At 66.7% G+C, this 25,467-nt stretch carries 24 protein-coding genes; 9 read left to right on the top strand and 15 right to left on the bottom strand.

Features of this window, described 5'->3' with window-relative positions:
* Window positions 1-54: 54 nt before the first annotated feature.
* From ACEPA4_RS17420 to ACEPA4_RS17390, 7 genes are all read right to left on the bottom strand, one after another.
* Window positions 55-1,407, bottom strand: coding sequence for a PAS domain-containing sensor histidine kinase (locus ACEPA4_RS17420; protein WP_065186213.1), 1,353 nt, complete (start codon window positions 1,405-1,407; stop codon window positions 55-57).
* Window positions 1,404-2,750 carry a sigma-54 dependent transcriptional regulator gene (locus tag ACEPA4_RS17415; protein ID WP_065178012.1) on the bottom strand — a complete coding sequence of 449 codons (1,347 nt, stop codon included), beginning with the start codon at window positions 2,748-2,750 and terminating at the stop codon, window positions 1,404-1,406. Before ACEPA4_RS17415 ends, ACEPA4_RS17420 begins: the two co-directional genes overlap by 4 nt.
* A gap of 123 nt (window positions 2,751-2,873) precedes the next feature.
* Window positions 2,874-3,245: a PDZ domain-containing protein gene (locus tag ACEPA4_RS17410; protein WP_164093227.1), complete on the bottom strand. Its 372-nt coding sequence runs from the start codon at window positions 3,243-3,245 to the stop codon at window positions 2,874-2,876.
* Between the two features lie 16 nt (window positions 3,246-3,261).
* Complete coding sequence (locus ACEPA4_RS17405) at window positions 3,262-4,479, bottom strand: ABC transporter permease (protein WP_005419491.1); 1,218 nt, start codon at window positions 4,477-4,479, stop codon at window positions 3,262-3,264.
* A 20-nt stretch (window positions 4,480-4,499) separates the two neighbouring features.
* Window positions 4,500-5,798, bottom strand: coding sequence for an ABC transporter permease (locus ACEPA4_RS17400; protein ID WP_005419489.1), 1,299 nt, complete (start codon window positions 5,796-5,798; stop codon window positions 4,500-4,502).
* 10 nt (window positions 5,799-5,808) lie between these two features.
* Window positions 5,809-6,531 (bottom strand): ABC transporter ATP-binding protein, encoded by a 723-nt coding sequence (locus ACEPA4_RS17395; protein ID WP_005419487.1) that lies wholly within the window; start codon window positions 6,529-6,531, stop codon window positions 5,809-5,811.
* Between the two features lie 28 nt (window positions 6,532-6,559).
* Window positions 6,560-7,837 carry an efflux RND transporter periplasmic adaptor subunit gene (locus tag ACEPA4_RS17390; RefSeq protein WP_005419485.1) on the bottom strand — a complete coding sequence of 426 codons (1,278 nt, stop codon included), beginning with the start codon at window positions 7,835-7,837 and terminating at the stop codon, window positions 6,560-6,562.
* A gap of 203 nt (window positions 7,838-8,040) precedes the next feature.
* On the opposite strand from ACEPA4_RS17390, the gene glmS reads away from it, so the two are divergent.
* Together glmS and ACEPA4_RS17380 are read left to right on the top strand one after the other, a co-directional pair.
* Window positions 8,041-9,879 (top strand): glutamine--fructose-6-phosphate transaminase (isomerizing), encoded by a 1,839-nt coding sequence (gene glmS / locus ACEPA4_RS17385; RefSeq protein ID WP_164093226.1) that lies wholly within the window; start codon window positions 8,041-8,043, stop codon window positions 9,877-9,879.
* A gap of 447 nt (window positions 9,880-10,326) precedes the next feature.
* A complete protein-coding gene (locus tag ACEPA4_RS17380; protein ID WP_033834978.1) occupies window positions 10,327-10,758 on the top strand; it encodes a CBS domain-containing protein in 432 nt (143 codons plus the stop codon).
* 67 nt (window positions 10,759-10,825) lie between these two features.
* Here ACEPA4_RS17380 and ACEPA4_RS17375 read toward each other — a convergent pair whose 3' ends face one another.
* Entirely contained in the window at window positions 10,826-11,254 is a 429-nt protein-coding gene (locus tag ACEPA4_RS17375) for a VOC family protein (RefSeq protein ID WP_019660719.1), read from the bottom strand.
* 95 nt (window positions 11,255-11,349) lie between these two features.
* Window positions 11,350-11,868 carry a lactoylglutathione lyase gene (gloA, locus tag ACEPA4_RS17370; protein WP_033834977.1) on the bottom strand — a complete coding sequence of 173 codons (519 nt, stop codon included), beginning with the start codon at window positions 11,866-11,868 and terminating at the stop codon, window positions 11,350-11,352.
* 125 nt (window positions 11,869-11,993) lie between these two features.
* On the opposite strand from gloA, the gene ACEPA4_RS17365 reads away from it, so the two are divergent.
* Window positions 11,994-13,106 (top strand): PLP-dependent cysteine synthase family protein, encoded by a 1,113-nt coding sequence (locus tag ACEPA4_RS17365; RefSeq protein ID WP_005419477.1) that lies wholly within the window; start codon window positions 11,994-11,996, stop codon window positions 13,104-13,106.
* A gap of 162 nt (window positions 13,107-13,268) precedes the next feature.
* Here ACEPA4_RS17365 and ACEPA4_RS17360 read toward each other — a convergent pair whose 3' ends face one another.
* Window positions 13,269-13,673, bottom strand: coding sequence for a hypothetical protein (locus tag ACEPA4_RS17360; RefSeq protein ID WP_005419475.1), 405 nt, complete (start codon window positions 13,671-13,673; stop codon window positions 13,269-13,271).
* 165 nt (window positions 13,674-13,838) lie between these two features.
* On the opposite strand from ACEPA4_RS17360, the gene ACEPA4_RS17355 reads away from it, so the two are divergent.
* Entirely contained in the window at window positions 13,839-15,869 is a 2,031-nt protein-coding gene (locus tag ACEPA4_RS17355) for a M3 family metallopeptidase (protein WP_033835682.1), read from the top strand.
* 102 nt (window positions 15,870-15,971) lie between these two features.
* Here the strand turns inward: ACEPA4_RS17355 and ACEPA4_RS17350 are convergent, their stop codons facing one another.
* From ACEPA4_RS17350 to ACEPA4_RS17340, 3 genes are all read right to left on the bottom strand, one after another.
* Window positions 15,972-16,775: an SDR family oxidoreductase gene (locus tag ACEPA4_RS17350; protein ID WP_005419471.1), complete on the bottom strand. Its 804-nt coding sequence runs from the start codon at window positions 16,773-16,775 to the stop codon at window positions 15,972-15,974.
* Window positions 16,772-17,338, bottom strand: coding sequence for a DUF1415 domain-containing protein (locus tag ACEPA4_RS17345; protein WP_033834530.1), 567 nt, complete (start codon window positions 17,336-17,338; stop codon window positions 16,772-16,774). The genes ACEPA4_RS17350 and ACEPA4_RS17345 overlap by 4 nt, the downstream gene beginning before the upstream one ends.
* Before the next feature lie 100 nt (window positions 17,339-17,438).
* Window positions 17,439-17,921: a YajQ family cyclic di-GMP-binding protein gene (locus ACEPA4_RS17340; protein ID WP_164093225.1), complete on the bottom strand. Its 483-nt coding sequence runs from the start codon at window positions 17,919-17,921 to the stop codon at window positions 17,439-17,441.
* A gap of 143 nt (window positions 17,922-18,064) precedes the next feature.
* On the opposite strand from ACEPA4_RS17340, the gene ACEPA4_RS17335 reads away from it, so the two are divergent.
* The 3 genes from ACEPA4_RS17335 to ACEPA4_RS17325 all read left to right on the top strand — a co-directional run bounded on the left by ACEPA4_RS17335 (window position 18,065) and on the right by ACEPA4_RS17325 (window position 20,834).
* Window positions 18,065-18,961: a DMT family transporter gene (locus ACEPA4_RS17335; RefSeq protein ID WP_005419466.1), complete on the top strand. Its 897-nt coding sequence runs from the start codon at window positions 18,065-18,067 to the stop codon at window positions 18,959-18,961.
* A gap of 179 nt (window positions 18,962-19,140) precedes the next feature.
* Window positions 19,141-20,148 carry a methionine ABC transporter ATP-binding protein gene (locus tag ACEPA4_RS17330; protein WP_033834529.1) on the top strand — a complete coding sequence of 336 codons (1,008 nt, stop codon included), beginning with the start codon at window positions 19,141-19,143 and terminating at the stop codon, window positions 20,146-20,148.
* Window positions 20,145-20,834 carry a methionine ABC transporter permease gene (locus ACEPA4_RS17325; protein ID WP_164093224.1) on the top strand — a complete coding sequence of 230 codons (690 nt, stop codon included), beginning with the start codon at window positions 20,145-20,147 and terminating at the stop codon, window positions 20,832-20,834. Before ACEPA4_RS17330 ends, ACEPA4_RS17325 begins: the two co-directional genes overlap by 4 nt.
* Before the next feature lie 93 nt (window positions 20,835-20,927).
* On the opposite strand, the gene ACEPA4_RS17320 is transcribed toward ACEPA4_RS17325, so the two are convergent.
* Window positions 20,928-21,527: a lipocalin family protein gene (locus tag ACEPA4_RS17320; protein ID WP_005419460.1), complete on the bottom strand. Its 600-nt coding sequence runs from the start codon at window positions 21,525-21,527 to the stop codon at window positions 20,928-20,930.
* Window positions 21,528-21,655: 128 nt separating this feature from the next.
* Between ACEPA4_RS17320 and ACEPA4_RS17315 the strand changes: the two genes are divergently transcribed.
* Window positions 21,656-21,955: a hypothetical protein gene (locus ACEPA4_RS17315; protein WP_065178019.1), complete on the top strand. Its 300-nt coding sequence runs from the start codon at window positions 21,656-21,658 to the stop codon at window positions 21,953-21,955.
* 69 nt (window positions 21,956-22,024) lie between these two features.
* Entirely contained in the window at window positions 22,025-24,121 is a 2,097-nt protein-coding gene (locus tag ACEPA4_RS17310; RefSeq protein ID WP_139727688.1) for a prolyl oligopeptidase family protein, read from the top strand.
* A 70-nt stretch (window positions 24,122-24,191) separates the two neighbouring features.
* On the opposite strand, the gene ACEPA4_RS17305 is transcribed toward ACEPA4_RS17310, so the two are convergent.
* Window positions 24,192-25,385: a pyridoxal phosphate-dependent aminotransferase gene (locus ACEPA4_RS17305; RefSeq protein ID WP_164093223.1), complete on the bottom strand. Its 1,194-nt coding sequence runs from the start codon at window positions 25,383-25,385 to the stop codon at window positions 24,192-24,194.
* Between the last annotated feature and the right edge of the window lie 82 nt (window positions 25,386-25,467).

The following is a 25,467-nucleotide window of genomic DNA, read 5'->3' as shown; positions in this document are numbered from 1 at the left end:
CGGCACATCCACGCATGGCGTGGCTCTACTGACAGACCGAGCCAAGTCGGCAACTCACCCCATCGGCAACAGGATCGACACGCACAGCCCGCCATCACCGCGGTTCTGCAGCGACACCCGCCCACCGTGCGCCTCCACGATCTCGCGGGTCAGTGCCAGTCCCAACCCGGTACCGTTGCGCTTGGTCGAATAGAACGGCATCAGCGCGTTCTGCAGCACCTGCTCGTTCATGCCCTTGCCACGGTCCAGCACATCCAGGCGCAGCCATTGCGGCAACCGCGTCAGCTGCACCTGCACGTCATCATTGGGCGGATCGGCTTCGGCACAGGCTTCATGCGCGTTCTTCAGCAGGTTCAACAGCGCCTGCCCGAACTGCGCGATGTCGATCCGGCTGCTCAGTTCCTCGTCCGGTTCACGTTCCATGCCGAACGGAATCTGCTGGCGCAGGCTGGACAGGAAGGGCGCCCAGTGCACGGTCTGCAGTTGCGGTTGCGGCAGCTTGGCGAAGCGCGCATAGCCACGGATGAAGCCTTCCAGGTGGCGCGCGCGGTCTTCGATGGTGGTGAAGATCTCCGGCAGCCGATCGAAGCGCTCGCGCTGTACCAGCACGCCGCCGGAATGGGCCAGCGAGGCGATCGGCGCCAGCGAGTTGTTGAGCTCGTGGCTGATCACCCGGATCACCTTCTTCCACGTCTGCACTTCCTGGCGGCGCAGTTCGGCGGTGAGCAGGCGTACCAGCAGCAGGTCGTGCGGGCGGCCGTTGAGCTGGAAAGATCGGCGTGAGAGGTGATAGACCTGTTCGTCGTCCTCATCGCCGTCTTCGCCTTCCGCATGCACCGCGAACAGGCTGTCGCCGCCACGGGCGATGGCATCGCGCAGCTCCACCGGCACCTGTTCCAGCACCTCTTCCAGGCGCTGGCCTTCCAGCTTCCAGCCGCCATGCAGCAGCTTGCGCGCGGCCAGGTTGGAGAACACCACGCGGGCGATGCCATCGCCGCCGGAAGCAATCAGCAGCATCGCCACCGGGGTGTTCTGTACCATGGTGTCCAGCAGCAGTTCGCGCTGCACCAGGCCTTGCCGCTGCTCGCGCAGCACGTCGCCCAGTTCGCGGTGCGCCTGCACCAGGTCACCCAGTTCGTCGTTGCCTGGCCAGTACACACCGAAGTTGTACTCACCGTCGCGGTAGCTGCTGGTGGTGCCGGCCAAGGCGCGCATCAATGAACGTACCGGCGCGGTTGCACGGCGCAGGGTCCACCACATCAGCGACAGCAGGATCAGCGCCGACACCGTGGTCACCACCCAGCCATGGTCCATCCAGTAGGCCAGCAGCCACGGCAACGCGGCGGCCAGCGCCAGCACCGGCAGCAGGCGCAGGAACAGGCGGAAGGTGAACGAGCGCCGTTTCATTCGCGTGGGATGCCGTGCCGGTCCATGCGCCGGTACAGTGCCTGGCGGCTCAGGCCGAGTTCGGCGGCGGCCTGGGCGATGACGCCGTGGTTGCGCGCCAGCACATCCTCGATGCGCGCACGGTCAGGATCATTGCCGGCACTGGCTGCCGGTCGCGGTGCAGGTGCGGCACGCGGCAGGTTCAGGTCGGCCACTTCGATGCGGTTGCCGGTCGCCAGCAACTCGGCCCGCTGGATCACGTTGCGCAGTTCGCGCACGTTGCCGGGCCAGGGGTGCCGTTGCAAGGCCGCGGTGGCGGCGCTGGAAAGTGGCTTGCCGGCGGTCAGGAAGCGCTCGGCCAGGGGCACGATGTCGCCCGGGCGCTCGGCCAATGGTGGCAGTACCAATTCCACCGTATTGAGGCGGTAGTACAGGTCTTCGCGGAAGGTGCCGTCGCGGATCATCGCCGGCAGGTCGGCATTGGTCGCGCTGACCACACGGACTTTGACCTGGCGCTCGCGATTGGAGCCAAGACGCTCGAAGCGCCCTGTTTCCAGCACACGCAGGAGCTTCATCTGGCCGCCCAGCGACAGGTTGCCGATCTCATCCAGGAACAGCGTGCCGCCGTCGGCGGCTTCGAACTTGCCCTCGCGTGCCTTGTTGGCGCCGGTATATGCGCCGGCTTCGGCACCGAACAGTTCGGCCTCGATCAGTTCCGAGGGCAGGGCGCCGCAGTTGACCGTGATGAACGGGCCCTTGGCCACCAGCGAGTTGGCCTGGATGATCTGCGCGATCTTTTCCTTGCCGGCACCATTGGGACCGGTGATCAGCACCGGCAGGTCGGAGCGCGCGACCTGGCAGGCCAGGGCAATGACGCGCTCGCTGGCCGGATCGGCGAAGACCGCACCACACAGCTCGTACTTTTCTTCCAGCGCATTGCGCTGGCGCAGCTCACGGCTGCGGCGGCGGTCCAGCTCGCGCCGCGCCTCGGACAGCTCGAGCAGGTTGTTGACCGTGGTCAGCAGCTTGCGGTCGTCCCAGGGCTTGGCCAGGTAGTCGGCGGCACCGGCCTTGACTAGGTCCACCGCACTGCTCAGGTGGGTCCAGGCGGTGAGCAGGATCACCGGCAGGTCCGGGTGGCGTGCGCGGATCTGTGCGAACAGGTCTTCGCCTTCTTCGCCGGAGGTGGTGTCCTCGCTGAAATTCATGTCCTGGATCACCAGGTCGACCGGCTGCGACTCGAGCAGGGCCAGCCCTTCGGCCGGGGTCTGCGCCTGCAGGGTGTCGATGTCATGCAGGGAGAACAGCACGTCCAGCGCGGTGCCCACGCTGGCGTTGTCGTCGATGATCAGGATCGAAGGCATCAAGCAGTTCTGCAGAAAGGGATGGGCGGCGCCGATGGAGCCGTGTTCGTATCCATACGCCGGGAGAGCCCGGCGCCACCCATCAAGCATAGCCAAAGCCGTGGCGACGAGGGCGGGCTGGTTTCAGCGCCGCGCTGGTGGAGGCGGTGGTGCCGGCGGTGGCGGAGCGGCCAGCGCCAGCCGCCACGAGGTGGCGTCCACCGGGACGGTGAGCTCGCGTTTGTCGCGGCGCAGCAACAGGTACACAGTCGGGGCACTGGAATGCCGCAGTGCATCGGCAAGATGCTCGATCCGCCGCACGGCCGTATCGTCCAAGCGCAGGATGCGGTCGCCGCTGCGCACGCCGAAGCGGGCTTCCGGACGCGCGGCGTCCACCCGTAACTGGCCCTCGGTCGAGCGGAGCGCCAGGCGGGCATCATCCTGGCGCCATTCCAGCGTCTGCGAGCTGCCACCGCCGGCCAGCGCCGGCAGTGGCAGCAGTGCCATCAACAGCATTCGGCAGGCACGCACCTCACGCGCCCCGCGTGGCGACTGCGGGCGGGACCGCTGCCGCGCGCCGGGCCGGCCCGAACACCGCGATCTGGCCCAGCACCCACAGCAGAAGCGCGCCCAGCGGCAGGTAGTACAGGGGCATGCGTGGCAGCTCGTAGAGGTTCATCAGTGCCAGGTTGATCGCGTAGGCTGCCAGCATGCCCAGCACGATGCCCAGCGAGGCCAGCAGGAAGTTCTCGGTCTGGAAGTAGCGCAGGATCTGGCCGCGGGTGGCACCGAGTGCGCGGCGGATGCCGATCTGCTTGCTGCGCTGCTGCACCCAGAAGCTGGCCAGGCCGATGATGCCCAGTGCGGTCACCACCAGCAGCGAGACGCTGACGGTGATCAGCAGGCCAACCATCGCGCGGTCGTTCTTGAAGAAGTCCTTGCGCTGGTCTTCATAGGTCAGCTTGTCGCGCATCAGCCGGTTGGGGTCATTGCGCTCCAGTACAGCAGCCCCCGCATCAAGCACCTCCTGGCGGCGTTCCGGCGAAGTGCGCAGCACATAGGTGCCACCCTCGTCGAAGGTGCGCCGCATGGGCAGCAGCATGGAGTTCGTCCAGTTGTCATTCCAGCCGTTGGGCGTGCTCAGCGTGTCGACGATGCCGACCACATGCAGCGGCTGCTTGCCCATGTAGTAGGTCTTGCCCAGCGCGCTGCCGTTGGGTTCCATCTTGGCGGCGGTGGCCTGGGTGAGGATGACCGGGATGGCGTTTTCCTTGGCGCCCCCCTTGCTGGCGTCTTCGAAGTTCTGGTACTCGCCGGGCAGGAAATCGCGGCCGGCGATCAGGTTGATGCCCATCGTGGCCAGCCCGTTCTCGGACAGGGTGTACATCGAGGCGTTGGTGGTCGGCCGTTCCTGGTCGATCTCCCGCGAGATGCTGCTGCTGGACGAGCCGTTGCGGAAAGGCACCTGGTTGATGATGGTGACGTTGCTGACGCCGGGAAGCGCACGCAATGACGCCAGGTCCTCACGGGTGCGGGCCATGGCATCGGTCTGCTTGCCGATGCCGCTGACGCGGAGCATCACCAGTTCGTTCTCGGCGATGCCGCTGGGCATGCTGATCTTCTCCACGCGCTGGCTGACCAGGAACAGCGCGTTGCAGACGATGGCGCAGGTTAGTGCGACTTCCAGCACGATCAGGGCAGCGGCAGTCTTGTGCCGGCGCAGCGTGCTGAGGATGGGGCGGATGTCCATGGGAGTCCTCGTTCGGGTGCTTACTGCGACTTGAGCTGGATGGCCGGAGTGACCTGCATGGCGCGCCAGGCAGGCAGGAAACCGGCGGCAAGGCTGGCGAACAGGGTCAAGCCCAGCGCAAGCAGTAGCATGTTGCCGTCCAGGTGGGCCAGCTTTGCGTACTCCACCGGTTGCTGGCGCACCGCGAACAGGCCCAGCAGGGCCAGGCCGATGCCCAGCACGCCCCCGACCACGCCGACCGCGCCGGCTTCCACCAGGCACTGCAGGAAGATCTGGCCACGGCTGGCACCGAGTGCGCGGCGCACGCCGATCTCACCACTGCGGCGCAGGAACTTGGCCAGCAGCAGGCCCACCGTGTTGACCAGGCAGACCCCCAGGAAACCCAGTGCCAGCCACAGCTGCAGGCGCACATCGCTGGGCACCGCGCCGTTGAAGTCCAGCCATTCCATCACGGTGCGCAGGCGCACGTTCGGCGGGTGCTTGAAGCGGCCGGCCTGGCGCTGCTGGCTCGAATAGTTCTCCAGGTAGCGGCGGTAGTCGGCGGCCTTGGCCGGGTCCATCTCCACCCAGTACTGCAGCCACGCGCACGGCGCATTGAGCGAGTAGCTGTTGCCGTCGGGATTTTCGCCGAAGCAGTTCATGTTGCCGTTGCTGCCCAGTTTCAGGTCGAAGGACGTGGAAATCGGCAGCAGCAGGTCCTCGTTCTTGCCGTAGCTGCCGGTGGTCAGGTCGTAGAAGTGCGGCTCCGGGCTCCACTCCTTCATCACGCCGACGATGCGGTAGCTCTGGCCTTCCATGCGCAGGTCGCGGCCTACGCTGTTGGCGCCCTGGTAAAGCTTGTCGTTGAGCGCCTTGGAGATGACCACCACGCGTGCGCGGCCTTCGTCGTCCTCGCGCGTCCACGGGCGGCCGTACTGCATGGGCACCTCGAACATCGGGAAGAAATCGGCCGAGGTCCAGCGGGTGTCGATGCTGAAGGGCTTGAGGGTGCTGTTGTCCGGTTCGATGGTGCCGCCGCCGCCGCTCATCAGCGCCTGGCGCTCGCCCTTGGCTTCGCGCAGCAGGGCTTCACCGTCGAAGCGGGTCAACTGTGTTTCCGGCTCCTCGCCCGCGACATAGGCGCCGGTCGCGGCATCGAGCTGCACATAGAACAGCCGGTCACTCTTGCCGGGGATCGGGTCGCCGGACAGCACGTGGAATACGGTCAGGGTGGTCATCGAGGCACCGATGCCGAGGGCGATGGCTACCACCATCAGCGCAGTCAGGACCTTGTTGCGGCGGAAACTGCGTACCGCCAATCGGGCGTAGTAGGCGAACATGGGAATGCCCTCACTCGTTGACGGCGACGATGTGGCGCGGCGTGGCCAGCACCGGCTCGCGCACCAGGTCGGTGACCTGGCCGTCGACGATGTGCACGTTGCGCTGCGCACGCGCGGCCAGTTCCGGGTCGTGGGTGACCATTACGATGGTGGTGCCGGCGGCATTGATCTCCTCCAGCAGTTCCATCACGCCACGCGCCATCTGCGTATCCAGGTTGCCGGTCGGCTCGTCGGCCAGCAGCAGGCGCGGGCTGCCGGCCAGTGCACGCGCGATCGCCGCACGCTGCTGCTGACCGCCGGACAGCTCATTCGGGTAGTGCTTCATGCGCGAGCCCAGGCCGACCTGGGTCAGCGCCTTCTCGATGCGTTCGCGGCGTTCGTTGGCGCTCATCTTCCGATAGCGCAGCGGCACGTCGACGTTGTCGAACAGGTTGAGGTCGGGGATCAGGTTGAAGCCCTGGAAGATGAAGCCGATCTTCTGGTTGCGCAGGCGGCTGCGGGCGTCATCGCCCAGCGTGCTCACATCCTGCCCGTCCAGCATGTAGGTACCGCTGGTGAAGGTTTCCAGCAGGCCGGCGATGTTGAGGAAGGTGGTCTTGCCGGAACCGGACGGACCGGTGACGGCGACGAACTCGCCTTCCTTGACCTGCAGTTCCAGGGAGCGCAACGCGTGGGTTTCCACCTGTTCGGTGCGGAAGACCTTGGCGACCGAACGCATTTCGAGCATGTACATGGGGTGTCCTCTCTCCAGGATTCAGGTATCAGTTGACGGAGACGCGTTCGGCGTCCTTGAACAGGTCGCTGCCGGAGACCACGATGCGGTCGCCCGGCTGCACACCCGACTTGATTTCCACTTCGCCCAGGCTGCTGACGCCCAGTTCCACCGGGCGGCGCACGGCGGTGCGGCCATCCATCACGTAGGCCATGCCGTTGCCCTGTTCGACGAACGGGCCGCGCTCGACCTTCAGCACGTTCTTGCGGGTATCGAGCAGCACGCGCACCGACATCCGCTGGCTCTGGCGCAGGCCTTCCGGCTGCGCGCTGGCGAAACGCACGCGGGCATTGACCTCGCCGTTGACCACCTCCGGCGACACCGCGCTGATCTCGCCCGGGAACGGCTGGCCGTTGCCGCCGGTCAGCTGGGCCGGCATGCCGATCGCCAGGTCGCGGGCGAAGCTCTCCGGCACCTTGATCTCGACCTCGAACTTGGACAGGTCGACCACGCCCAGCACCGGCGCGTTGGCGGCCAGGTTGGTGGACTGCACCGCCTGGACCTGGCCGACCTGGCCATCGAACGGGGCGCGCAGGGTCAGTGCATCGACCTGGCGTTGCACTTCGGCCACCACGGCCTTCTGGCGGTCGGCCAGCAGGCGCTTGTTGCGGGCATCCAGGTCGGCGCCCTGGCTCTGCAGGCGCGCGTCGGTGGTGGCGTTGGCCAGGGTGATGTCGGCCTTCTTCAGCGAGTCCTTCGCCTTGGCCAGGTCGATCTGCGGCACCGCACCGCCGTCGTAGCCGCGCTGGTAGCGCTGCAGGTCGCGGTCGGCGGCCTGGCGTTCGATGGTGGCCTGGTCGGTTTCCTTGCGTGACTTGGCACGGGCCAGGGTCGCGTCCAGCGCGGCGCGGCTGGCCTCGGCTTCCAGGCCGGCCAGCGTTGCCTGTTCCTGGGCCAGCTTGCTGCGCAGTTCCGGGCTGTCGATGATCGCCAGCTCCTGGCCCTTCTTGACCACGTCACCGGCGACGACCTTCAGGTCCACGGTACCGGCCGAGATCGCGTACAGGATCGGGCTGTTGGCGGCGATCACGCGGCCGTCGGCAGCGATGTCACGGACCAGGTCGCCCCGCTTCACCTCGGCGATGCGCACGCGGCTGCTGTCGAAGGAGCGGCTGGCATTGGACCAGGCATGGACCGCCCAGCCGATGCCGGCGAGCAGCGCAATGGCGCCCAGCGCCGGCCAGCGGTAGCGATGCCAGCTGGCGCGGGTGGTGCCGGCCGGGGCGGAGGAAACGATCTGGTCCTGTGCGGAAGTGTCGCGGATCATCGGGTGCGTGCCTGACGGTGGTAGCCAATACCAAGCACGTAGCGTGCCAACCTTATTTCCTTTCAGGTCAAGGGGTTGGGGATTTCGGGGGAGTGTCCGGGTGTCCGCGGACACCTTTCCGGACACTTTCATTAAGCGGACAGGAGGGGGAAGCCAGGCAGGCGGGCTAGAATGCGCCGATCGTCTCCAAGGAATCGCGTGACATGTGTGGAATCGTGGGTGCAATCGCTGATCGCGATGTGGTGCCGGTACTGATCGAAGGCCTGAAGCGGCTCGAGTACCGTGGTTACGACTCCTCGGGCATCGCAGTGATCGACCACGCCGAGCGCCCCGAAGTCCGTCGCGTCCGTCGTACCGGTCGAGTGTCGGAAATGGCCACGGCGGCCGAGGCCGAGGGCTTCAATGCGGTGCTGGGCATCGGCCACACCCGCTGGGCCACCCACGGCGGTGTCACCGAGGCCAATGCACATCCGCACATCAGCCACGGTGTGGCGCTGGTGCACAACGGCATCATCGAGAACCACGAAGAGCAGCGCGAGAAGCTGCGCGCGCTGGGCTACACGTTTGAATCGCAGACCGACACCGAGGTCATCGCGCACCTGATCCACCATCATCTGAAGGGCGGCGACGACCTGCTGGTGGCGCTGCAGCACACGGTGAAGGAGCTGACCGGTGCCTACGCGCTGGCCGTGGTCAGCCGCGCCGAGCCGGAGCGCTTCGTCTGCGCGCGCATGGGCTGCCCGCTGCTGGTCGGCCTGGGCGAGGGAGAGAACTTCGTCGCCTCCGACGTCTCGGCCGTGATCTCGGCCACGCGCAAGGTGATCTTCCTGGAAGAGGGCGACACCGCTGAGATCCGGCGTGATGGCGTGCGCATCTTCGACGAGCACGACCAGCCGGTCGAGCGCGATGTGCACCTGTCCGACGTGTCGCTGGCATCGCTGGAGCTGGGCCCGTACCGCCACTTCATGCAGAAGGAAATCCACGAGCAGCCGCGCGCGCTGGGCGACACCATCGAGGCGGCGATCGATGCCGGTGGTTTCCCGGCCGGGCTGTTCGGCAAGAACGCCGAAGCGGTGCTGTCGGGCATCGAAGGCGTGCAGATCATCGCCTGCGGAACCAGCTACTACGCCGGCCTGACCGCGCGCTACTGGATCGAAGCCATCGCCGGCCTGCCGTGCAGCGTGGAAATCGCCAGCGAGTACCGCTATCGCGCGGCCTACGCGAACCCCAAGCATCTGATCGTGACCATCTCGCAGTCCGGCGAAACGCTGGATACGATGGAAGCGCTGAAGTACGCCAAATCGTTGGGCCACCAGCACACGCTGTCGATCTGCAACGTGCCGGAAAGTGCGATCCCGCGCGCCAGCGAACTGGTCTGCTACACCCGCGCCGGCGCCGAGATCGGCGTGGCCTCGACCAAGGCCTTCACCACCCAGCTGGCCGCACTGTTCCAGCTGACCGTGGTGCTGGGCAAGCTGCATGGCCGCATCGACGCGGCGCAGGAAGCGGACTACCTGGAGCAGCTGCGCTTCCTGCCGGGCAGCGTGCAGCACGCCCTGAACATGGAGCCACAGATCGCCGCCTGGGCCGAGCGTTTCGCGCGCAAGAGCAGCGCATTGTTCCTGGGCCGCGGCCTGCATTACCCGATCGCGCTGGAAGGCGCGCTCAAGCTCAAGGAAATCTCCTACATCCACGCCGAGGCCTACCCGGCCGGTGAGCTGAAGCATGGTCCGCTGGCGCTGGTGGACGAGGACATGCCGGTGGTGGTGATCGCGCCGAACGACAGCCTGCTGGAGAAGGTGAAGTCGAACATGCAGGAAGTGCGTGCGCGTGGTGGCGAGCTGTTCGTGTTCGCCGACCAGGACAGCAACTTCAACGCGTCCGAAGGCGTACATGTGATCCGCACGCCGCGCCATGCCGGCGTGCTCAGCCCGATCGTGCACACCATCCCGGTGCAGCTGCTGGCCTACCACACCGCGCTGGCACGCGGCACCGACGTGGACAAGCCGCGCAACCTGGCCAAGAGCGTGACGGTGGAGTAAGGCATTCCCGGAGCTGTGGGATGCTGCATGCGAAAGGGGCCTGCGAGGCCCCTTTCGTTTGTGCCGGACGCAGTACGAAGTGGGACAGCCTCCGGGCGTTCTGTCCGTCGTCGGCAGCAGGCAATCATTCTTTAATGCGCGAAGCCGCCTGTATTCAGCGGCGGTTTCAGCCACGGTGCCATTCTCTGGATCGTCAGTTGGTTCCCACGACGAACTGTCCTATCGATGCCGGTAGTGACCGAGGGTCGCAGTCGTAGAATCGATCTGGCCGAGGTTAGGGTTGAGCGATTGAACCCGCCTCGTTCGCGTTGCAGCACATCGTCTGCCGAGTGATTCCAAGCGGCAGACGGGTGCGCCAGACGTGCGCTGAAAGGTCTGTTCCCGGGGAGGGGGCGTATCGGAAGAGCACACTTTTTTGACTTCAGTGACCTGCACCAGGAAACAAGAATGAACGTCCGCGAACTCCTGCAATCCAAGAAAGAAGCTGTCATCACCATCGATGCCGAAGACACGATCGGTGCCGCCGCCCACAAGATGAGCGCGAACAGGATCGCTGCGCTGGTGGTGATGAAGGACGATGCCCCGGTCGGCATCATTTCCGAGAAGGACATCGTGCGCACCCTGGCCGACGACGGCCCGCAGGCCGGCCGCCGGGTGATTTCCAGCCTGCCGTCCACCGGTCTGGAGGGCATTGCGCCGGACGCCACGCTGAAACAGGCCATGTCATTGATGACGTACTCGCGGCGCCGTCACCTGATGGTCACTGAAGGCACCCGCCTGGTCGGCATCCTCAGCCTGGGCGATATCGTGAAGAACCTGCTGGGCGAGCTGGAACTGGAAAAGGCCGTGCTGCAGGACATCTACATGGCCGCCCACTGAGGGCCGCAGCGCTGGAAGCAGAGAAGCCGGGCATTGCCCGGCTTCTTCATTCACGGCGCCGGTGATATCAGAAAGTGACCTTCACCGAATCGGCGCTGTAGTTCGCCGGCCCGTGATAGACCACTTCGATGTTGTTGCCATCGGGGTCGAGCACGAAGGCGCCGTAGTAGCCCGGGTGGTAGGGGCGTTCGCCTGGCGCGCCATTGTCGGTACCGCCGGCGGCGATCGCGGCAGTGTGGAAGGCATCAACAGTTGCGCTGTCGCGCGCCTGGAAGGCGAGATGGTGGCGGCCGGTCAACTGGCCGGCGGCGGCACGGCTGCTGGCGCTGGAAATGAACAGCTCGTCGGCCCAGAAGAAGTCTGGCCCTTCGCCGCCCAGTGGGATGCCGATCGTATCGAACACTGCCTGGTAGAAGCGGCGGCTGGCGGCCAGGTCACGCACCACCAGCTGGATGTGGTCGATCAGGCGGCCACGGTGCAGTTCCATCGTTTCCATACGAACCTCACAGAAAAAGGGGACGGAGGGGATTAAGTCGCTTCCAGCACAATAGTGCCAGAAACGGCTTAATCCCCTTCGTCCCCTTTTCGGGGTCAGACGTTGGCGATGATCTCGACCCAGTAGCCGTCCGGGTCCTTGATGAAGGCCAGGTTCTTCATGCGGCCGTCGGTCAGGCGCTTCTGGAAGGTTACCCCGAGGTCCTCGAAGCGCTGGCAGGCCGCCTCGATGTCCGGCACCGACACGCAGATGTGGCCGAAGCCGCGCGGGTCGCTGTTGCCGTCGTGATAGACCGCACCGTCCTGGCTCTCGGTGCCGTGGTTGTGGGTCAGTTCCAGCACGCCCGGCAGGCCGGCCATCCACAGGCGGCGCTGGCTGTCATCTTCCGGAACCGCCACGCCAGCTGGGACGTAGGCCAGGAAGTACAGGCTGAACTGGGCTTCGGGAAAGTCGCGCTTGTCGATCAGCTGGTAGCCGAGCACGCGGGTGTAGAAGTCCAGCGAGGCGGTGATGTCCTTCACCCGCAGCATGGTGTGGTTGAACACGAAGCCGGTGGTTTCGGCCGGGGCCTGGGCGGCGACGCCGGGGACATCGCGCAGGGCGGGAATGGTCATGGGGGAGGTCCTTCAGACAGGGCCGTTGCCGGCCGGATGGGGGCATTCTACCGGCCAGCACCTGACGGTACCGCGACGTACAATGGCCGGATCGCACCGTTCCGTCCTGACAACGATTGCCCGCCATGTCGCAGCGTGAATGGGTGGCCGCCGCCATCCGCAAGATTGAAGCCGATTTCAACCGCTCCGCCGATACCCACCTGATCCCGCTGGCGCTGCCCGGGTTCGAGGGCATCGATGTGTACCTGAAGGATGAGTCGAGCCATCCCACCGGCAGCCTCAAGCACCGGCTGGCGCGCTCGCTGTTCCTGTATGCGCTGGCCAATGGCTGGCTGCGCGAAGGGCGACCGGTGATCGAAGCGTCCAGCGGCTCGACGGCGGTGTCCGAAGCCTATTTCGCGCGCCTGCTGGGCCTGCCGTTCATTGCAGTGATCCCGGCCACCACCTCGCCTGAAAAGATCGCCGCGATCGAGTTCCAGGGCGGCCGCTGCCACCTGGTCGAACGTGCCTGCGACCTCAACTGTGATTCGGAAAAGCTGGCCCGTGAAACCGGTGGCCACTTCATGGACCAGTTCACCTACGCTGAGCGCGCGACCGACTGGCGTGCCAACAACAACATCGCCGAGTCCATCTTCAAGCAGATGGCCGAAGAGCCCAGCCCGGTTCCGGAATGGATCGTGTGCAGCCCCGGCACCGGCGGTACCGCCGCCACCCTGGGCCGCTATGTCAGCTACCGCCGCCACGATACCCGCATCCTGTGCGCGGACCCGGAAGTGTCGGTGTTCTTCGACGGCTACCGGGCCGCTGTGGCCGGTGGACAGGACTGGCGCGACCTGACCTGCAGTGGTGGTTCGCGCGTGGAGGGCATCGGCCGGCCACGGGTGGAGCCGAGCTTCATCCCGACCAGCGTCGATGCGATGGTCAAGGTACCCGACGCGCTGAGCCTGGCCGCGATGCGCCATGTCAGCCGCCAGCTCGGCCGCCGCGTCGGTGGCTCCACCGGCACCAACTTCATCGGCGTGCTGCAGGCCGCGCAATGGATGCGCGAGGCGGGCCACCAGGGCAGCATCGTCAGCATCCTGTGCGACAGCGGCGAACGCTACGCGCAGAGCTATTACGACCCGGCGTGGTACCTGCGCCAGGGCATCGATGTCGACGGCGCCGATGCACAGCTGGCCGCGGCGGTGGCCGGGCAGGGGTTGCCCGAGCTGCCGTGGTGCAGCCTGGAAGCGCTGTAGCATGGACGACGCTCTCGCCGGGCCATGCCGGCGATGCCAGGGGGGCACCGCAGAGGCGTGCGTCGATTGGTAGAGTCGACTGTTAGTCGACTGCTCTACGTTCAGGTCGCGAAAATCCCGCGCTGCGCGCGAAAGTCGACTCTACCCGGTCGCCGGGGCGTCTCAATATCCCGCCGCGGTGAAGGCGTCGAGCACCGCGTCGCGCAGTGCATCGGGCAACGCCTCGATGTCCATCGCACGGTCATCCAGGTGCAGGGTGGGATCCAGGATGCTGGCGCGGCCCTGGGCCAATGCCTGCAACCACAGCAACACGCAGATCACGAACTCGCGCTCATGGCCCAGCTGCAGCTGGCTGGCGCCGCGCTCGACTACTTCGAACGGGTACCACTCCTGGCTTTCATTGAACGTGCCGCCCTGCTGCAGCACCGCCTGCAACTGCTGCAGGTGGCGCGGGGCGTCGTCGCCGGCATCGCACAGCGCGGCGATCCAGGCCAGTTCGGCCGCGCTGGCAGACAGTGCCAGCGACCGCGCCGGTGAGGCGGATGCAACTGCAGCCAGACCTTCCATGTGGGGCCTCGTTCGGTACGTGCCGCTGCGGACTCCCCCGCACCCAGAGCTTCGGGGGGCGCGCGTAAGGCCGATGTGAATACCGTGCCCCCTTGTCAGCGATGCCTGGCAGCGCCATATCTACCGGGCTGCCCGCCTGCCGGGCCCGTACTCTGGAGACCTGCCGTGACCGTTGCCAACCCCCTGCTCGATTTTTCCGGCCTGCCGCGCTTCGAGGCGATCCGCCCGGAGCACGTGGCGCCGGCGCTGGATGTGCTGCTGGCCGAGGCCGAAGCCGCCGTCAGCGCAGCCGAGCAGGTGCAGCCGGTCACCTGGCAGACCTTCGTGACCCCGCTGGACGATGCCACCGAGCGCCTGTGGCGCGCCTGGGGCCTGGTCGGCCACCTGCAGGGCGTGGTCAACACCCCGGAGCTGCGCGAGGCCTACAACAGCAACCTGCCGCGGGTGACCCGCTTCGCCAGTGTGCTGGGGCAGAACCTGGCGCTTTACCGCCAGTACCAGGCGCTGGCCGCCAGCCCGGAGGCGGCGCATTTCGATGAAGCCCAGCGCAAGGTGCTGGACAACACCCTGCGCGACTTCCGCCTGGGCGGCGCCGAGCTGGCGCCCGAGGCGCAGCAGCGTTTTGCTGCGATCAAGGAAGAACTGTCGGCGCTGTCGGCGAAGTTCTCGCAGAACGTGCTCGACGCTACCGATGCCTGGTCGCTGATCATCGAAGACGAAGCGCGGCTGAAGGGCCTGCCGGAAGACGTGAAGGCCGCCGCGCATGCCGCAGCACAGAAGGACGGCAAGGCCGGCTGGAAACTGACCCTGCAGATGCCGTGCTACCTGCCGGTGCAGACCTGGGGCGAGGACCGCGACCTTCGCGAGATCCTGTACCGCGCCAGCGCCCAGCGTGCGTCCGAATTCGGCGATGACGCACTGGACAACAGCGGCAACATCGACCGCATCCTTGCCCTGCGCGCCGAACTGGCTGCGTTGCTCGGCTTCGATTCGTACGGCCATTACTCGGTGGCGACCAAGATGGCGCAGGACCCGGCCGAAGTGCTCGGTTTCCTGCGTGACCTGGCCGCGCGCGCCAAGCCGTTCGCCGCCAGGGACCGCGCCGAGCTGGAGCAGTTCGCGCGCGAACAGCTCGGCATCGACAGCCTGCAGGCCTGGGACCTGGCCTTCGCCGCCGACCGCCTGAAGCAGGCGCGTTACAGCTATTCCGAGCAGGAGGTGAAGCAGTATTTCACCGAGCCGAAGGTACTGGGCGGCCTGTTCTCGGTGATCGAGCAGCTGTACGGCCTGCGCGTGCAGGAGGACAGCGCGCCGGTGTGGCACGAGGATGTGCGCTTCTTCCGGTTGGTCGATGCGCAGGGTGCGCTGGTTGGCCAGTTCTACCTGGACCTGTACGCCCGCGAGGGCAAGCGCGGCGGGGCGTGGATGGATGATTGCCGCAACCGTCGCGTGCGCACCGACGGCAGCGTGCAGACGCCGCTGGTCTACCTGGTGTGCAACTTCGGCCGCGGTGCCAACGGCAAGCCGGCCACCTTCAGCCACAACGAAGTGACCACGCTGTTCCATGAGATGGGCCACGGCCTGCACCAGCTGCTGACCCGCATCGGCGAACTGGGCGTCGCCGGCATCAACGGCGTGGAATGGGATGCGGTGGAGCTGCCCAGCCAGTTCATGGAGAACTTCTGCTGGGAATGGGATCACTTGCAGGCGATGACCGCGCACGTGGACAGCGGCGAGCCGCTGCCGCGCGCGCTGTACGAGCGCATGCTGGCCGCGCGCAACTTCCACAGCGGCATGGCCACCGTCCGCCAGCTGGAGTTCGGCCTGTTCGACATGCTGCTGCACAGCCAGTTCGAACCAGCGCAGGACAGCGTGCTGGCACTGTTGGACCGCGTGCGCGCGGAAGTGGCGGTGAACCACCCGCCGGCCTGGAACCGCTTCCCGCACCAGTTCAGCCACATCTTTGCGGGCGGTTACGCCGCGGGTTACTACAGCTACAAGTGGGCCGAGGTACTCAGCGCCGACGCCTATGCCGCTTTCGAGGAAGCGCCGCAGGCACTGGCTGAAACCGGTGCACGCTTCCGTGATGAGATCCTGTCGCGCGGTGGCAGCCGCCCGGCGGCGGACAACTTCAAGGCCTTCCGCGGCCGTGCTCCGCAGATCGATGCGCTGCTGCGCCACTCGGGCATGGCGTAAGGCGTCGGGTAGGTGCCAACCTTGGTTGGCACTTCACCGCCATCCACGCATGGCGTGGATCTACCGGAATGCCGGCCAGCGGCCGGCACTACCGGTGGCGGGTCATTCGGCGTAGATCATCTTCCGGGTCATGCCGCCGTCGACGATGAAATCCTGGCCGGTACTGAAACCGGACAGTGATGACAGCAGGTATACGGCCAACGCACCGATGTCCTCCGGCTGGCCGACGCGGCCGACCGGGTGTTGCGCATGGTCGGTGGCCGAATACTCCGGTGCGTGTCGCCGTGAGGGTGCCTGCCACTCGCAGGTGCCGATCCAGCCGGGACTGATGCTGTTCACCCGCACCGCCGGGCCGCTGCTGATCGCCAGCGCATGGGTGAAGCCCACCAGCCCGCCCTTGGCTGCGGCATAGGCTTCGCTGTGTGCTTCGGATTGCCAGGCGCGGGTCGAGGCGATGTTGATGATCGCACCGGCGGCGCTGGCGGTCAGCGCCGGCAACGCATGCTTGCTGCACAGGAACGCGCCGTGCAGCGAAGACAGCCGGCGCTGCCACTCGTCCCAGTCCATGTCCTGCAGCAGCGTGCCGTGCGGGCTGGCAATTCCCGCGTTGTTGACCAGCCCGTCGATGCGGCCGAAACGCTGCAGGGCCACGGCGATGAAGGCGCGCACGCTGGCTTCGTCGGTGATATCCAGGCGCTGGAACACGGCATCCTCACCACGCTGCCATTCCGCCAGGCACGCCTCGCCGGCCTCCATGTCGAGGTCGCCGATCAGCACGCGGCCACCGGCGCCGAGCACGGCCTGCGCGATGCCACGGCCGATGCCGTTGGCACCGCCGGTGACCAGCACCACCTTGCCCGACAGCGGCGCGGCCGGCCAAGCGGCAATCGGCGGTACCGTGCTCACGACAGGTCTTCGCCACGCAGGCGGCGATGCCAGCCGTCCACGCCGATGCGGTCCAGGGTCTGGATGTTGCGCTCGACGATCACATCCGGATCCGGATAGACGTCCACCGCGCGCGCCACGCTGTCTTCGCGCAGCAGGTGCAGGGTGGGGAAGGGCGCGCGGTTGGTGTAGTTGCTGGCGTCGTCGGCAGCCACGCCCTCGAACTGGTAATCCGGATGGAAGCTGGCCACCTGCAGGATGCCCTGCAGGTCCAGCGCCTCGATCGCCGCGTCGGCGTTGTCGAGGAAGTCGTTGTAGTCGAGGAAATCGGTCAGCACCTGCGGATGCACGATCAGCGTGGTATCGATCTGCTCGGCCGGCGTATCACGCAGCAGGACCAGTTCCTCGGCCAGCTGCTCAACCAGGGCTTCCGTCGTGGTCGCATCGCTGAGCACGATGCGGACCTGGTCCTTCACGTAGACCGCCTTGGCGAACGGGCACAGGTTCAGGCCGATGACGATGCGTTCCAGCCACAGGCGGGTGGCGGCGATCGGGTCCTCGGTGGGCAGTTGGGCGTCGGTCATGGCGGGCACGTCGGCTGGCGGGGCGGACATTGTAGGCTCGTCGCTTGCAACGCGCCGTCGTACCGCAGGTGCCGGCGCCGGGCCATGCCCGGCGGCCAGATCAATCGCGGAAATTGTTGAACTGCAGCGGCAACTCGAACTTGCCGGCCTTGATCACGGCGATGGCGTCCTGCAGGTCGTCGCGCTTCTTGCCCTGCACGCGCAGCTTGTCGCCATTGATCTGGCTTTCAACCTTCAGCTTGGCTTCCTTCAGCGCAGCGGCGATCTTCTTGGCGATCTTCTGCTCGATGCCCTGCTTGACGGTGATCTTCTGCCGGGCCTGGGCCAGGTTGGTCTCGATGTCGCCGAACTCCAGGCTGAGCACGTCGATGCCGCGCGCGGCCAGGCGTGCACGCAGGATGTCGTTCATCTGCTTGAGCTGGAATTCGGTCGGCGCGAACTGGTTGATCACATCGCCATCGCGTTCGAACTTGGCATCCACGCCCTTGAAATCGAAGCGGGTGGCCAGTTCGCGGTTGGCCTGGTCGATGGCGTTGGTCAGTTCGTGGGTGTCGACTTCGGACACGACGTCGAAGGAAGGCATGGGCGATGCTCCGCAGGATTCAGTGGCAGCCATTCTATCGCGAGGGCCCCATGCCCGCCGTTTGTAGAACCGAGCCCACGCTCGGCTGCTTTTTGAAGAGCGGCCGAGCTCTACAGAATGCGACGACCGGGCGATAATGGGCCATGAACGTGCAACGCTCCCCCTCTCGCGCGGTGGCCTGGATGGTCGCTGCGGTCGCCTGCTTCTCGCTGATGGATGCTGGCATGAAGCAGCTGTCGGCCAGCTACCCCACCCTGGAAGTAACCTTCCTGCGCGGCGCGGCCTCGTTGCCGTTCGTGCTGGTCTGGGTGCTGGCCAGCGCCGGGCCACGTTCGCTGGTGCCGCGCCGCTGGGGGCTGCACCTGCTGCGTGGTGCGCTGGGCATGGCGATGATCGGCTGCTTCGTGTTCGCCCTGCGCGACCTGCCGTTGTCCACTGCCTACACCATCTATTTCGTTGCCCCGCTGCTGATCGCCGCATTGTCGGTGCCGCTGCTGGGCGAGCGGGTCGGGCCACGGCGCTGGGTCGCCATCGGGATTGGCCTGGTCGGCGTGCTGGTGGTGCTGCGGCCGGGCGTCGATGGCTTCATCTCGGTGCCGGGGCTGATGGTGCTGGCCGCGGCCACCGCCTATGCCATTGCGGCGATCACGGTCAGCCTGCTGACCCGCACCGATACCTCGCAGTCGATGGTGGTCTGGTTCCTGGTGATCATGGCCATCGGTGCCGGCCTGCTGGCCCTACCCGGCTGGGTGCCGCTGCAGCTGGCACATGCGCCGCTGATCGGTGGCATGGGCCTGGCCGGGGCGCTGGGCCAGATCGCCCTGACCAGGGCCTTCCAGCTGGGCGAGGCCTCGATGATCGCGCCGTTGGAGTACAGCGGGCTGGTCTGGGTGATCGGTTGGGACCTGGCCTTCTGGGGCCAGCTGCCCGATGGCTATACCTGGGTGGGCGCGGCGATCATCGTGGCTTCGGGGCTTTACCTGCTGCACCGCGAGCGGGTCAACCGGCAGGAACCACCGAAGCCGCTGGATCATCCCTGAACCGGTTTGGCCGGGAAGCGAGGTCAGAGCCCCTGCGGGGATCCGACCCCGGAACCCGCGCCGGAGCAGGTACGTTAGAACCAAAAGGAATAACATTCTGGCCCATGGCGCGGGCGCGCGACCGCCTGCGCTGGTAGGCTGCACGCCCCCTTCCGTCACCCAGCCGGTGAGCCACGCCCGTGATCGAGTTCCAGCGCCTGCACAAATCCTATGCCGTTGCCGGCCGCGAGATCAGCGCGCTGCAACCGTTGGACCTGACCATCGAGGCCGGTGAGGTTTTCGGCATCATCGGCCATTCCGGCGCCGGCAAGTCGACCCTGATCCGCATGATCAACCGCCTGGAAGAACCCAGCGGTGGCCGGCTGCTGATCGGTGGTGAGGATGTCACCGCGCTGGACGCGGACGGCCTGCGCGCGCTGCGTCGGCGCATCGGCATGATCTTCCAGCACTTCAACCTGCTGTCGTCGCGCACGGTGGCGGGCAATGTCGCCTTCCCGCTGGAACTGGCCGGCACGCCGAAGACGGAAATCGACGCGCGCGTGGCCGAGCTGCTGCAGACCGTGGGCCTGGAAGCGCATGCGCAGAAGTATCCGGCGCAGCTGTCCGGTGGCCAGAAGCAGCGCGTCGGTATCGCCCGCGCGCTGGCGACCCGTCCACAGATCCTGCTGTGCGACGAGGCCACCAGTGCGCTCGATCCGCAGACCACCGCTTCGGTGCTGTCGCTGCTGTCAAAGATCAATCGCGAGCTCGGCCTGACCATTGTGCTGATCACCCACGAGATGGACGTGATCCGCCGTGTCTGCGACCGCGTTGCGGTGCTCGATGCCGGCCAGATGGTCGAAACCGGTCCGGTCACCCGGGTGTTCCTGCACCCGCAGCATCCGACCACCCGCCGTTTCGTCAGTGAGTCGGAGCATGTGGACGAGGGGGCGCTGCACCGTGATTTCGATGCCGTTGGCGGCCGTATCGTGCGCCTGACCTTCCTCGGTGGCGACACCTACGAACCCCTGCTCGGCAGTGTCGCGCGGCAGACCGGGGTCGACTACAACATCCTGTCCGGCCGCATCGACCGGATCAAGGACACCCCGTATGGCCAGCTGGTGGTCGCCCTGGTGGGCGGTGACCAGTCCGCCGCGCAGGCCGCGTTCGTGGCCGCCGGCGTGCATGTTGAGGAACTGCGTCGATGATCATTGCTGCTGCCGGCGGCTTCTTCCGCCACCTGGATGCGGGCAAGTGGGCCGACATCGGCCAGGCCACCATCGACACCCTGCTGATGCTGCTCGGTTCGCTGCCGCTGACCCTGGCCATCGGCCTGCCGCTGGGTGTGCTGCTGTACCTGTTCGGCGCACCGCAGATGAAGCGCCGGCCGTTCGCCTATGGCGTGCTGGCGCTGGTGGTGAACCTGCTGCGTTCAGTGCCTTTCATCATTCTGATGATCGTGCTGATTCCGGTCACCCTGTTCCTGATGGGGACGTCGCTGGGCGTGCGTGGTGCGATCGTGCCGCTGGTTATTGGTGCCGCACCGTTCTATGCGCGCCTGGTCGAGACCGCGTTGCGCGAGGTTGACCGCGGCGTGATCGAAGCTACCCAGGCAATGGGCGCCACTACCTGGCAGCTGGTTACCCGCGTGTTGCTGCCGGAAGCGCGCCCGGGCCTGATCGCCGGTGCGACGGTGACCACCGTCGCGCTGATCGGTTTCACCGCGATGGGCGGCGCCATCGGTTCCGGCGGCCTGGGCGATCTGGCGTTCCGCGACGGCTACCAGCGTTCGCACACCGACGTGGCCCTGGTCACCGTGGTCCTGCTGCTGGTCCTGGTGCAGCTGCTGCAGATGCTCGGCGACCGCCTGGTCGCGCATTACAGCCGCAAGTAACCGCTACGCCTGCTGGTAGCCGGCCAGCGGCCGGCTCTACCCCATTGCCTGGAAACGGTAGTGCCGGCCGCTGGCCGGCAATTCCACGTGCGGTCAACGCGCGTTCGGTACTTCGTAGCCCAGCTTGCCGACCTGTTCCGGATGCTGCGGCACGCGCTTGAGCTTGTCGGTGTTCACGCCGTACTCGTCGCGCAGGCGCTCGGCCAGCTCCTTGTACAGCGCTTTGTCCATGTCCGGCGTGCGCGAGAAGATCCAGGCCATCTCACGGCCCGGGTAGCCGATCAGTGCCCACGAATAATCCGGGGCGACGTCCAGCACCCGGGAGTGGGTCGGCACCACGCGGTAGAACCAGGTGCGCCAGCCGTGGTTGCCGCTGTCCGGGTCGACGCTGGCGCGTGCACGGATCTCCTGCAGGGGTTCGCCGAAGCCGTCGCGGTAGCGGTAGGTGATGCCGACCTTGTGCTCGTCGCGCAACTCGTACTCGTTGACGCTGGCGACGTGCCCGCGTTCGATGAAGTTCGGCACGCGGCCGATCACGTACCAGGTGCCCATGAAGCGCTTGAGGTCGATCGGGGCATCCGGATCGGCGCGCGGGACGCTGGCACGGGGTGATGGCGGCTCACCGACCGCCATGGCGGGGCCCGCCAGGGACAGGGCCAGCAACACGGCGCAGAGCGGGCGGATCGAAGTCATGCGGGAGCGGGCTCAGGAGGGCTTTGCCTGAGCATGGTCGACTGAGCGTGCGCGATCCGTCAATGGTGTCGCAATCTGTGAGAAGGGGCTTGCCCAAGCTGTGTTGCATTGTCTACCGGAGAAGGCCCATGAACACACGTTCCGTCCGTCGCCCTGCAACTGAACGCATCATCGAACGCGCCGACCCGCGCCTGCTGCGTGGCGTGCGGCAACTGGCGCTGGCCGGACTGGCGCTGGTACTGGTCTGGCCAGCGGCACGTGGCAGCAGCGCGTGGTTGGGCTGGCTGCCGATGTGGCTGATTGGCATGCCGCTCGCGGCCTGGTGGGCGCTGCTGCGCTTCCCGCTGCCGCGCCTGTCGGGGCTGCCGAAGGTGCGGCGTACCGGTGGACAGGCGCGTCGCCGGCGCGGCCCGGCGGCCACGGCCTGACCTTCGACACGGGGGAGGCCGCGGCATTCCGTGCTAGCGTTCCACGGCTTATGACTGCCTGGAGCTGCAATGTCACGACTCGCTTCCGCCTGCCTGTTGGCCGGCATGATGACCGCTGCCTCGGTGGGGACCGCCGTGGCCGCTGAGGATACAGACCGCTACGCCTGGCTGGAGGACGTCACCGGCGACAAGCCGCTGTCCTGGGTCAAGGAACAGAATGCCAAGTCCGAGGCGCGCCTGGCGCAGACCCCGGCCTTCAAGCAGATGGAGACCCGCATCCGCGAGGTGCTCGACTCCGATGCCAAGATTCCGGGCGTGCAGAAGATCGGCGACTACTACTACAACTTCTGGAAGGACCAGCAGCACGAGCGCGGCCTGTGGCGGCGCACCACCCTGGCCGAGTACCGCAAGGCGTCGCCGCAGTGGGAGACCGTGCTGGACCTGGATGCACTGAACAAGGCCGAGGGTGAGAACTGGGTCTGGCACGGTGCCGATTGCCTGCGCCCGGATTACAGCCGTTGCCTGATCGCGCTGTCGCGCGGCGGCGCCGACGCCGACGTCACCCGCGAGTTCGACCTGGTCAACAAGACCTGGATCAAGGACGGCTTCTTCCGCCCGGAGTCGAAGGGGGGCCTCAACTGGGTCGATCGCGACACCGTGTTCGTCTACACCGACTTCGGTGCCGGCACGATGACCACGTCCGGCTATCCGCGCGTGGCCAAGCTGTGGAAGCGCGGCACGCCGATGGCCTCGGCCACGACGGTGTACGAAGGCAAGCCGGAAGACATGTACATCGCGGCGATGCACGATGACACCCCGGGCTTCGAGCGCAACCTGGTCAGCCGCACGCTGGCGTTCTACAACAACGAGCTCTACCTGCGTGGCGACGACGGCACGCTGACCAAGATCGACGCGCCGAACTCGGCCGAGAAGGGCCTGCACAAGCAGTGGCTGACCCTGGAGCTGCGCGATCCGTGGACCGTGGGCGGCAAGACCTATGCGTCCGGTTCGCTGCTGGCGACGAAGCTGGACGACTTCCTGGCCGGCAAGCGCGACTTCGAGGTGCTGTTCACCCCGACCGCGACCACCTCGCTGGCCAGCGCCACCTGGACCAGGAGCCACCTGGTGCTGAACGTGCTGGACGACGTCAAGAACCGCCTGTCGGTGCTGACCCCGGGCGCCAACGGCTGGCAGACCAGCCGCTTCGTCGGCGCACCTGCCTTCGGCACGCTGGGCGTGGCTGCAGTGGACAGCAATGACAGCGACGCGGTGTGGCTGACCGCCACCGACTACCTGACCCCGACCACGCTGGCGCTGGCCGAGATCGGCCAGGCCCCGGAAACACTGAAGACCATGCCGGCCTTCTTCGACGCCAAGGGCAAGGTGATCGAGCAGCACTTCGCCACCAGCAAGGACGGCACCCGCGTGCCGTACTTCGTGGTGCACGACAGGGCGATGAAGCTCGATGGCTCCAATCCGACGCTGCTGTACGGCTACGGTGGCTTCGAGATCTCGCTGACCCCGAGCTATTCCGGTGGCATGGGCCGCGCCTGGCTGGAGAAGGGCGGCGTGTACGTGGTGGCCAACATCCGTGGTGGCGGCGAGTACGGCCCGCGCTGGCACCAGGCGGCGCTGAAGCAGAACCGCCACAAGGCCTACGAAGACATGGCCGCGGTGGCGCGGGACCTGGTCAAGCGCAAGATCACCAGCGCCAAGCACCTGGGCGTGCAGGGCGGCAGCAACGGTGGCCTGCTGACCGGCAACATGCTGACCCAGTACCCGGAGCTGTTCGGTGCGGTGGTGGTGCAGGTGCCGTTGCTGGACATGAAGCGCTACAGCCACCTGTTGGCGGGTGCCTCGTGGATGGCCGAGTACGGCAACCCGGATACCAGTGACTGGGAGTTCATCAAGACCTTCTCGCCGTACCACCTGTTCAACGCGAAGAAGAACTACCCGCCGGTGCTGTTCACCACCTCGACCCGCGACGACCGCGTGCACCCGGGCCATGCCCGCAAGATGGCGGCGAAGATGATCGACGCCGGCAAGGACGTGACCTACTACGAGAACATCGAAGGGGGTCACGGCGGCGCCGCCAACAACGCGCAGGCCGCGCACATGTCGGCACTGGCCTACAGCTTCCTGTGGGAGCGGTTGGGCGGCAAGTAAGCAGAACGGAAAACGCCGCCCCAGGGCGGCGTTTTTCCTTATCCGGTAGGGCCAGCGGCCGGCACTACCGTCAACGTGATCCCTGCCAACGCTTCAATCCGCGCGCAATCCGCGCCACCGCCTCCTGCAATCGCGGTACCTCCTGGGTATAGGCCAGGCGCACGTGCTGGTTGGCACGATGGAAGCCGAAATCCAGGCCCGGGGTGAACGCCACGTGCTCGGTTTCCAGGAAATGCGCGCAGAATGCCTGCGCGTCGTCGGTGAATGCACTGACGTCGGCGTACAGGTAGAACGCGCCCTGTGGCTCGACTTCGATACGGAAGCCCAGCTCACGCAGTGCCGGCAGCAGGAAGTCGCGACGCTGGCGGAACGCGTCGCGGCGCTGCTCGAAGATCGCCATGGATTCCTCGCTGAAGCAGGCGAGCGCGGCGTGCTGGGCGATGCTCGAGGCGCTGATGTACAGGTTCTGCGCCAGCTTCTCCAGATCCGGTACTGCGGACGGCGGCGCCACCAGCCAGCCCAGCCGCCAGCCGGTCATGCCAAAGTACTTGGAAAAGCTGTTCAGCACGAAAGCGCTGTCATCCACCTGCAGCACGCTGGGGGCATCCAGGCCATAAGTCAGGCCATGGTAGATCTCGTCCACCACCAGGTGGCCGCCGCGCGCATGCAGTGACGTCGACAACGCCGCCAGCTCGCCTGCGGACAGCACGGTGCCGGTGGGGTTGGCCGGTGAGGCAACCAGCGCACCGACGCTGTCGGCATTCCAGTGCCGTTCGACCAGTGATGGCGTCAGCTGGTAGGCGGTCCCCGGCCCGACCGGGACCAGTTGTGCGCCGCCTTCCACCAGGCGCAGGAAGTGGCGGTTGCAGGGATAGCCGGGGTCGGCCAGCAGCCAATGGCGGCCGGGATCGACCAGCAGGCTGCTGGCCAGCAGCAGTGCACCGGAACCGCCCGGGGTGACCAGGATGCGTTCGGGATCGATGTCCAGACCGTAGTGGCTGCGATAGAAGCCGCTGATCGCCTGCCGCAGCGCTGGCAGGCCGCGTGCGGCGGTGTAGCGGGTGTGGCCGGCGGCCAGCGCGGCCTGGCCGGCACGGACGACGGGCTCGGCGGTGGTGAAATCCGGTTCGCCGATTTCCAGGTGGATCACATCGTGGCCGGCCTGTTCCAGCGCCTGCGCGCGCGCCAGCAGGGACATCACGTGGAACGGGGCGATTTCATGGCTGCGCCGGCTGAAGCCCGGCGTGTGGGGCAGGGTACTCATGCCCGCATGGTACGCCGGTCGGCATGACCCATGACGATCCGCAGGGTTGCCGCATTGCAGGGATTGGGGTCAGATCCCTTTT

The sequence above is a fragment of the Stenotrophomonas sp. P2112 genome, assembly GCF_041897515.1.
Lineage (GTDB): Bacteria > Pseudomonadota > Gammaproteobacteria > Xanthomonadales > Xanthomonadaceae > Stenotrophomonas > Stenotrophomonas sepilia.
Note: the sequence above shows the minus strand (reverse complement) of the source record. Positions and strands in the feature narration are given on the sequence as shown.